The sequence below is a fragment of the Methanobrevibacter sp. genome (assembly GCF_045646045.1).
In the GTDB taxonomy this organism is placed as follows: Archaea; Methanobacteriota; Methanobacteria; order Methanobacteriales; family Methanobacteriaceae; genus Methanocatella.
Window position 1 is genome coordinate 1 of sequence record NZ_JAZRJY010000144.1, and the last position, 10530, is coordinate 10530.

Genomic DNA, 10530 nt, shown 5'->3' on the forward strand with positions numbered 1-10530 from the left:
AGTATTATTAATAAAACTGCCCCTGAATGAATTGCGGTTTGTTTTGTTGAAGAAAAATATTGCCCCACCACATGAAATAGCAATATTGTTTTTAAAGTCACTGAAAATCTCATTGCTGTTTGATTCACTTAAAAAGAACATTCCTCCCCCGTAAGCTGCCGTGTTATTTGTGAAAATACTTTCAATCCTATTGTTTTCAGCAGTTTTGTAGAAGAATATTGCTCCGCCGCTTGCTGCTTTTGCTAGATTGTTGTTAAATTCTGATGTGATTGTGTTGTTGCTTGCAGGTCCTCTTATAAATATTGCTCCTCCGGCTCTTGTGGCCTTGTTTCCATTAAATGTACTGTTAATTAAGCTATTTCTGATTCCTTTGTTGAAGTAAACTGCTCCTCCGTTTTTTGCTGTATTATTTTCAAATATGCAGTTTATCAGGTTTGAATTTCCATTTGTAAATATTGCTCCTCCCATTTCTGCATGATTATATGCGAAATTACAGTCTTTTACTATTGCATTCATATCAAAATAGACTGCTCCGCCTATTGTTGCATTGTTTGCAGTGAAATTACAGTTGGCTATGGTCGGAAGTTCGGTTAAGGATATTGCGATTGAATCATCTGCCTTATTGACGGCTATTGCCCCTCCCATAGTTGCATTGTTGGCAATGAAATTGCCTTTGAGACTTATGTTGTTGAATCCATTAAAGAAATTAATTCCGCCGCCAATTGGGGCATTGTTGGCAATGAAATTACCTTTTATTGTTATGTTGTATGGAGTCATTCTATAATTTACTGCTCCCCCGTATAGTCTTGCGCTGTTTTCGATGAAATCACATTCCAATACATTGTTGCTTGAAGTATTTTTGAAGGTTATTGCTCCCCCGTTACCGTTAATTTCACTTATCAGGCCACGGGCTTCATTGTGTATGTATTTTCCTTTGAATGTGTTGCGGTTGGTTTTATTGTAGAAGAATAATGCTCCTCCGCAGGATATTGCTATATTGTTTTTAAAGTCGCTGAGAATTTCGTTGCTGTTTGATTCGCTGTAGAAGAACATTCCTCCTCCGTAGGCTGCTGTGTTGTTTGTGAAAGTGCTTTCAATTTTATTGTTTTCTGCAGTTTTGTAGAAGAATATTGCTCCGCCGCTTGCTGCTTTTGCTAGATTGTTGTTAAATTCTGATGTAAATGTATTGTTGCTTGCAGGTCCTCTTATAAATATTGCTCCACCGGCTCTTGTAGCATTGTTTCCATTAAATGTACTGTCAATTAGGCTATTTTTGATTCCCTTGTTGAAATAAACTGCACCACCACTGTTTGCAGAGTTATTTTCAAATATGCCATTTATTTGATTTGAATTTCCATCTGTAAATATTGCTCCACCGTTTTTACTGGCTTTGTTGTTGACAAATAATGCATTATTTATTGTGGTTTTTCCTGCAGCATATATTGCTCCACCATTATTCGCGTTGTTGTCTTTAAAAGTCACATTGTTTAAAATAATTGATCCGGAAGAGTGTAATGCTCCACCCATGTCTCCAGCCATATTTCCATTGATAAAAATAATGTTGGAAATTGTAATGTTATTTCCTGTGATATTAAATATTCTGGCCTGATTGAATCCGTCAATGCTATGGCCATTACCATTAATTGTAAAATCGCTTTTATTTATTAAAATTCCACTATTTAATTCATAATCACTCGAATTATCATATGCATAATCTTGATTTATATCTATACTATCTGTACTTGAATCAATATCATCTTGGAGTGCTGTGAAGTTTCCTTCAGCCGAAACAGCACTAATTGATATGAATAAAAATATTAAGACAAGCAATATTTTAATTCTCTTCATAATTCTTTTCTCCCATATAATTAATATGAGTTATATTATATTTTTAATCCATAAAAAAGTTATTTATAAAAATTATAAGTTATTCAAAAAAAGAAAGGGAAAGGATTAAATTGATTAATCCCTGATTGTAATTGTATTAGGAATTTTCATTCCATCGAATTCTGAGGTGATGATGTATTTTCCAGCCATCAGGTTAATGTTCAGTATTGCTATTCCTGAAGAATTGGTGTATCTTGTATAGAATACTCCGTTGATGTTGAATGTTACTGCAGCATTAGCTAACGGATTTCCCTGACCGTTTAGAACCAATGCGTTAAATGTTGAACCGTCTTGGAAGTGCATTTCCAAATCCTTGGCGAATAATACTGGTAAAACCGTGATGTTATATGACATCAAAAGTCCTGTTAAAGGATCAAAAGCTGTCAGTATGTATTTTCCAGGTTCCAGATTAATGTTTAGCTTGGCCGTTCCGTTTTCATTGGTTGTTCTGTTATAAAAAACACCATTGATGTTCATGGTAATGTTAACGCCGGATACTGATTTACCTTCACCGTCAATCAATGAAATAAAGAATTGTGACTCGTTCCTGTAGTATTTTACTAAGTCCTCAGCAATCAATGTTGGCAATACTGTGATTTTATTTTCAACTGTTGTGCCGTTGAATGTTGTTTTTATTGTGTAGTTGCCAGGATTTAAATTAATGGCTATTGATGCAGCCCCGTTTTCATCACTTGTTCGGGTATAATTCATGCCATTGATTTCAAAGGTTACTGTTTCGTTGGCAACATCAATTACTGCTTCAAACTTGGAATCGTTTTTATATATTTTAACCAAGTCTTCAGTGTAAATAGGTGAATCAACAGTATAAACTTTTATACAGCAAACAATATTCTCATCGTAAGCATCAACCCAGGAGCCATTCTCAAGATATTTTGATGTGCCTTTTATATAATGTTGTCTGGAATCCAAAACTCCTGGAACTGCATTTGATTTAATCTTAACGGCAAAAACATCTCCATTTTTAACTGGAATGAATGAATCGAGTTGAATTGTATGGAAACCGGCAAATGGAGAAACACCATTTTGGGAATATTTTAATGCATTATTTATGTAGATTTCAACGCTGTATTCGACATCGGCATCATTAAAGTATGTTCCAACACCTGCAATCATATCATTCGAAATTGCAACATACTCATTGACGTATTCATTCATATCTTCATTAAAGATTAAATTTCCAAGAATATCGTACTGATAATTTTTATTATACTCAACAGTATTTTCAAGCAAATATGCAACTGCATAGTAAGAAGTTACAAAGTTTACATCATAATATGAAATATAATAATAACCTTGATCTCCGGATTCTGTTCCCCAGCTGTTTTTAATTATCCATGCACCATCTCCAGGAGGTGTGATTAAAAAGTTATCTGCGGAGTAACTGTCATCCCAGCCAATTAATGCAACACAATGGTCACCTGCTTCAGATTCGTTGTTATACTGTGCATTTGTTTCCGGATTTAAGTGTGGGGGATCATTATCTGCAGCATAAGTAACAGCTAAAGCACCATATTTTAAAATAGCTTTTTTTAATAAATCGTTATCGGTAACATTATCTCGTGAAGGTATGAAAGCAACATCCTGGAAATGAATGCTGTTATTCGGTGACATTATTAATGAAACTTTTCCAATTTGATCATAATGGTCATTTTCGGTCGAAAATACACCAAACCAGCTTAAAGCATAAGCGGCAGCTACTATTGGATAACCGCTTTCAATATTTTCCTTGATTCCATATTTATTATATTGCATAGACATGTCTTCAATGTTATTTTCAGAAATGTCCATTTCAATACCCAAATATCTTAATATTGCTGATTCCATAGCACCTGTTGACCCGAATGTCCAGCATGTACCCATACGGCCCTGATCTCTGACAGGAGTGCTCCATCCCCAGTCACGCAAATCAAATCTGGAAGGCATTGTAGCGACATCTATTGTATTGTTGATTAAAACAAGTTTATTTCCACCATTAACCATTATACTATCATAATTTGTATTATTCAAATCATAGGAATCATCAGCACTATATTCATTATTTTCCAAAATTGAACTGCAGTCAAATTCTGTAAAAACATCGTTAAAACTACCGTTCAACATTTTATTGCCTGAAAATTTATTATATGTAATATTATAATTTGAATCATAACCATATACTGCACCTCCATATTGTGCTGTGTTATTGGCCAATTCACAATTAATTAAATTTAATGTGGTCATATCATGAAATATTGCGCCGCCGAAAGTACCTCTGCTATCGTTATACAATGCATGATTTTCATTGAATGATGAATCTGAAATATCTGCATTAACATAGGAAACATATATCGCACCGCCATCATATTCAACTGAATTTTTTGAGAAAGTACAGTTATTTACAGTGAGGTTGCCGGACAATTGCATTACTGCCCCGCCAAATCCTGAATGACAGTTGATAAAATCGGAATTGGTAATTTCAACATTGCCTGTCATGTCAGTATCTCCACTAACATCAGCCACTATAGCTCCACCATTTTTCATAGAATTGACATTGATAAATGTACAATTGTCAATTACAGTTTTTTCCGCATTTTTTACCGCAATTGCTCCAGCAGATACTCTAGAATATAAATTAATGAATTTGGAATTCTTGATTATTGTTTTTGTAGTTCCTTTAACTGCAGTTGAATAATCTGAAGTGAGATTCATAAATGTCGAGTTTAAAATAGCAATATTGACATTTGGAAATTCAGTATAAATAAATCCCCAATCATACATATTTAAACCTGACACCATTGCATTGTTAATTTCCAGTTCAATGGACTCATCAGGTATAAGGTTTTCTATATTTAAAATTCCCATAGTAGAAGTACAATCTATAAATCTATCATTATTACTAACATATGTTCCCATAATCAGAATAATGCCAAATGTGTCAGAAGTATCATTTATAAAATTAACGTTATTTGTTGTTAAACTGCAATTTGTCTTTATATAAAAGACACTCCCTACAGTATGGTTTGCATTCATTAATGTAAGATTATTTACTGTTACATTTTTCGCAGAAATTAAAAATATTGGAGATTGAAAATTTGCATCGATTGTATGGCCGTTACCGTTGATGACAAAATTATCTGCACCAAGAGGTATAAATTCGCTATTGTCAGATTCATTGTTAAACTTATAATCATTCGTCATTTCAAAAACACTCTCTGAATTAAGAATATCATTATTCAGGTCAGTGAATGTTTTTGGCTCATCTACAGCAATAACATCGTTCTGTGTAGTTTCTAGGATATTTTGATTATCATTGTCCGTTACATCAAAGGCATCTGCTGCACATACAGTACCTGCAGACATTATTAATACTAACAGGACAACCGCAATTTTTAAAGATTTCATATTTTCTCCCCAATTGAATGTTTATTGAATTTTATATATAATTATTTGTTTTTATTTAATAATCTTGAAATAAAAATAAAAATTATTTAATATGCGGTAATTAATCTAATCATTTCCTTAAAGTTTCTCCATATTCTGTCAGATGTGTTTAAAATCAAAATAGATTGCTTTCGTTGAATTAACATTAACTTGGCTGAATTATCCATTAAAATACTCTACTAAATAATTATTGTAATAAATCAATTATAGTCAAATAAAAACTTTGTTGTGTAAAAAAAAGAAAAAATAGTTGAGAAATTAATCTCAACTTCTTATGGTTATTTTGTTTGATGTTGCCGCACCGTTTTCATACATTGACGTTATGATATATTCTCCGGCCATCAGGTTAATGTTCAGCCTGGCCTGTCCTGAACTGTCTGTAGTCCTGTTGTAGAATATTCCGTTAATGTTAAAAGTAATGTTTTGGTTTGTATAAGCTTTTCCTTCACCGTCAATGAGTGTAGCAACAAATTGGGTTCCGTCCAGGTATTTCATGGTGATGTCTTCAGCAGTTAAAACAGGCAGGACTGTAATGTTGTATGACATCAAAAGTCCTGTTAAAGGATCAAAAGCTGTCAGTATGTATTTTCCAGGTTCCAGATTAATGTTTAGTTTGGCCGTTCCGTTTTCATTGGTTGTTCTGTTATAGAAAACGCCATTGATGTTCATGGTAATGTTAACGCCGGATACTGATTTACCTTCACCGTTAATCAATGAAATAAAGAATTGTGACTCGTTTCTGTAGTATTTAACTAGATTTTTGCCAATCAGTGTAGGTAAAACTTCAATATTATTTTCAATGCTTCTGTTACTGTATGAAGTTTTAATGGTGTAGTTTCCAGGGTTTAAATTGATGTTTAGTTTAGCTGTTCCGTTTTCATCACTTAAACGGGTATAATTAATGCCGTTAACTTCAAAAGACACGAATTCATTGCTTTTGCCGATATTGGCTTCAAACTTGGAATCATTTTTATAGATTTTAACCAGGTCTTTTGCATATATGTCCAAATCGACAGTAAATGCTTTTAGACAAACACTGGCATTTGAAAGTTTTTTGTAGGTCACAAAACCATCTTTTTGATATAGAGTTTCATGGACATAATATAAATCTATCCAGTTAACTCCATCGGGACTTATGAAAGACTGATTGGGGGATGAATGTACATTAATCATCCAGCCGTCAACATCACAGGCAATAGGAATCGGATATTTGCAGTTAGGGGTAGTTAATTTGATGATTATCTTAAAGACATCATTTTCATTTAAATTAACATAATTGCTTAAGTGAATTGTATTGTAACCGGGATTGTGGATAACTCCGCTTTGTGTGAGGGCAAGCCTGTCATTCACATAAATATATGCATCATATGCTGAGTCGACTCCAAATGAATATAGGCTAAATGCGGCGAGACGGGAGCTGTTGTTTGAAATAAACTGGTTGGAAAACCATGCAGTCTCATTGTTAAAGCCTAAATTAACAAGTATTCCTGTAGGGTCATAATAATAATTTTCTTTATAATTGTCAGCATCCTCCACATTTGTTATTGCATAAGGAATGCTTTCTTTTGAAAGTGTTAAGTCATAATATGAAAGGTAGTTAAAACCATTGGCTTCACGATAGATTGTTTTATTTAGGTATTCATTATAATAATTTTCACCAAAACTGTTTTTAATTATGAATGCTCCATCAGGAATGTTTTCACCAAATTTATAACCTGGATAATTGTCATCCCATCCGATAATGTCAACTACATGGCTGGCATAGTTTGGAAGTATATTTATTGGTGAAACTTCACTTTCAATTATTGTTCCATTAATTTCATATAGTTGTGGATTTAAAGCTCTAAATCCTATAACAACAGGCCCGTATTCCAATATTGCTAACTTTAATTGGGTATTGTCCATCACAGGTAAATATACTACATCCTGAACATGCTTAACGACAGTCAAATTGGTTGGAGATATTATGGATGTGTCATCATAGGGATCATCGCTTTCATTTATCGGTCCGGACCAGCGGCTCCAATATGCGAGAGTCTTGGCGGTTACTCCACCTCCGTTCGGGTTACTGACCCAACCGTCCTTTGTATATGAACCCATTACATTTTTCTGATTATTTTCTGAAAAGTCATATAGTTTATTTTCATTCTCCAGCAGGTATGATTCCAAAGCACCTATTGCAGCAAAAGCCCAGCAGGAACCTGAATCTTCTTGATTTTTAATTGAGGAGATGTAGGATATGCTGCTGCCATTTTCTAAAGTAATGTTTCTCAAATCATATTTTGCAGGAATGCTAATGTTTCCATCCAATACCTTGTCAAATACCATAGGCCAGAATAAGGCATAAATTATTTCTTCATCACCGCTGCAGGTGTTATTTTCAATAATTGTGTTTTCAATATTGCTTTTTCCAATTATGGTGTAAACACTATTGTCAATTTTGTTTTTGGTATTTTGCCTGTTGTTGCTTATTGTGGTGTTGTTTATGTTCAAATTTCCGTAATTGAAAATTGAGCTTCCGTAACCGTATTCACCATTGATTGAGTTGTTGATGAATTTTGAATTGCTTATATTGCTTTCATAGTGATAAAAAGCAACAGCTCCTCCATAAGGTGTCTTTGCACTGACACTATTATTGATAAAGTCACACTTATCGATTGAATTCATTGAAACTGTAGTATAGATTGCGCCTGAAGCATTATTTGCTTTGTTGTTGATAAATAAGGTATTAATAAATTGGGAAATTGAATATTCAAGATATGCTGAACCTCCAAAAAGTGCAGAATTACCCAAAAAGGAACAGTTTATGATGCTGATGGTTGAAAATTCTGTGTAAATGGCTCCGCCGTAATTTTTAGCGGAATTGTCTATAAATTCACAGTCAATAAAAGAAACATTTAATGCTCTTTGAATATATGATGCACTGCCTGAATTGGAATATCCGTTCTTAAATGTCAATCCTTTAATAATGGTGTTGGAAGTAGTAATTTTAAGAATGTTGGTTTCGTTTTTACCATCAAATATTACGTTTGGACCTTGCGCTTCAATATTGACTTCTTTTTCAATCATAAAATTTACATTTCCGGCTCCAGAATATGTTCCGGGTGCAATATATATTCTGTCTCCATCATTTGCACTATCCAATGCCTGTTGTATGTTGATGAAAGGATTATCTTTTGAACCGTTTTGAGATCCTGTTGTGCTGGCATTAACATACCATTCGTTTGTTTCTGCAATAGCCAAATCATTGTCTTCAATGATTATCTCTTCTGCTGTAATGTTTTCATTGTAATTTTCTGCTGCACTTACACAGGACATGATAAGAAAAGAGAAAAGTAGAATCAATAATAAATATCTTTTTTTAAGCAAAATAATCTCCTCCCAAATTATATTATTTGTAAGTTTATTCAGAATATGATATAAATTTTTATAAAAAATAGAAAAAATGTTGAGAAATTAATCTCAACTTTTTATTGTAATTTTGTTTGCGATGGCTGTTCCGTTATAACTGGATGTTATAATGTATTCACCTGGCATTAAGTTAATGTTTAATTTTGCTGTACCTGTACTGTCAGTCGGTCTGTTGTAGAGCACACCATTAATATTAAATGAAACAGATTGGCCAGCGTAAGGTTTTCCCTGACCGTCAACCAAAGTTGCCTTAAATTGAGTTCCGTCACGATAGTTCATACTAATATCAGTTGCATTCAATACAGGCAATACTTTGATGTTGTTGGATACCATGGAACCTTTATATTCTGCTGTAATGATGTAATCTCCAGGATGCAAGTTAATGTTCAATTTAGCAATACCTGACTCGTTTGTAGTACGGTTATACAATACTCCGTTGATGTTGAATGTTACGATTTCGCCGGCACCGACAGCCTTGCCGTCATCACTGATTACTTTAACAGTGTATTGTGTTCTATTTCTGAAATACTTTGTAATATCGCTGTTTTCTATGATTTTTGGAATAACAGTAATATTATTGCCTGTACTTTCACCGGTAACTGTATTAATTGAAGTTATTATATATTTTCCTTGATTTAAGTTGATGTTAAGTTTGGCCAAACCTTTATCTTCAACAGTACGGTTGTAAAATACTCCGTTGATGTTGAATGTGATTACGGTTCCTTTAGCCAGATAATTGCCCTGACTGTCAAGGAAAGTAGCATAGAACTGTGTGGCATTTCTAAATACCTTAACAAGATCGGTACCATTGACTGTAGACAATACTGTAACTGTCGCATTAACGGAAGTGTCATTGTAGGTAACAACAACAGGATATTCGCCTGAGTTCCAGTTGACAGCCATAAATGCCTGACCATTCTCATCAGTTGTCCTATCATATTTTGCACCATTGATATTAATGTTTACAATAGCATTTGCAACAGGTCTGCCTTTGCCGTCAGTAAGGTTTACAGTAAATCTTTCAGGTCCACCATAATATTTAACTAAATCTTCAGCAACTAAGATATATTCACCTTCAATGGAAACAGGATAAACATCTTTAAATCCAGCATATTTATCATCACCGGGATAAGCCAATGTTGCATTGTAATCTCCTGCCGGAATGTTTGATAGGTCAAATATAGCAGTTCCATCTTCAATTGGGGACTTTAAAGTTTCATTTCCAACGGTCAATGTTATATTGCCGGTAGCATCTTCAGGAACGCTAACAGTCAATACAGTATCGTTTAGAGTAATTTTAGGAGTGATATCGGCCCTATCAATGGTTAAGTTAACATCAATATTTGTTTCGTTGAATATTTCATTTCCGTGGTAGTAGACGGATACTATGTAGTTTCCAGGTTTTAGTGTGTTGTCAAATGTTAGGGTCTTGTTTAATGTCTGATTTAAGGCCAATATTTGTCCTTCTGGACCTGCAATAGCAATATCTGCAGTACCGGTAGCAGTATCATTGAAATTCAAATTGAGAACTATGTCTTCACCGTATGAAACAGTTGGTGCATCAACAGTCAGTTCTGGATCAAGTTTGTTGACAATTAAGGTTGCATTTGCAGATGCTCCTTCAAATATTCTGTTACCGAAGTATTCAATAGTCACATTATATATATCTGGCAAAAGACTGAACTTAATAGTGATTGTGTTATTTAAAGGTTCGTTCCATGCATCACCGCCATATTTTTCACCTTTGAAAAAGATATTGGCTCTACCTGTTGCATTTGTGTTGTAGTGAAG

The 10530-nt window shown here is 33.9% G+C and carries 4 protein-coding genes; all 4 read right to left on the bottom strand.

What is annotated here, in order from left to right; genetic code table 11:
• The coding region (locus tag ACKI5C_RS09695) for a right-handed parallel beta-helix repeat-containing protein (protein ID WP_407432921.1) at positions 1-1848 on the bottom strand (1848 nt) is incomplete at its 3' end.
• Positions 1849-1962: 114 nt separating this feature from the next.
• Entirely contained in the window at positions 1963-5289 is a 3327-nt protein-coding gene (locus tag ACKI5C_RS09700; RefSeq protein ID WP_407432922.1) for a C1 family peptidase, read from the bottom strand.
• A gap of 303 nt (positions 5290-5592) precedes the next feature.
• On the bottom strand, positions 5593-8646 hold the full coding sequence (locus ACKI5C_RS09705) for a lectin like domain-containing protein (RefSeq protein WP_407432923.1): 3054 nt from the start codon (positions 8644-8646) through the stop codon (positions 5593-5595).
• 144 nt (positions 8647-8790) lie between these two features.
• A partial coding sequence (locus ACKI5C_RS09710) for an Ig-like domain-containing protein (protein WP_407432924.1) occupies positions 8791-10530 on the bottom strand: 1740 nt, incomplete at its 5' end.

Coding starts and splice junctions, on each gene's coding strand:
- ACKI5C_RS09705 (WP_407432923.1), bottom strand. CDS start 8,646: ATGTCCTGTGTAAGTGCAGCAGAAAATTACAATGAAAACATTACAGCA.
- ACKI5C_RS09700 (WP_407432922.1), bottom strand. CDS start 5,289: ATGAAATCTTTAAAAATTGCGGTTGTCCTGTTAGTATTAATAATGTCT.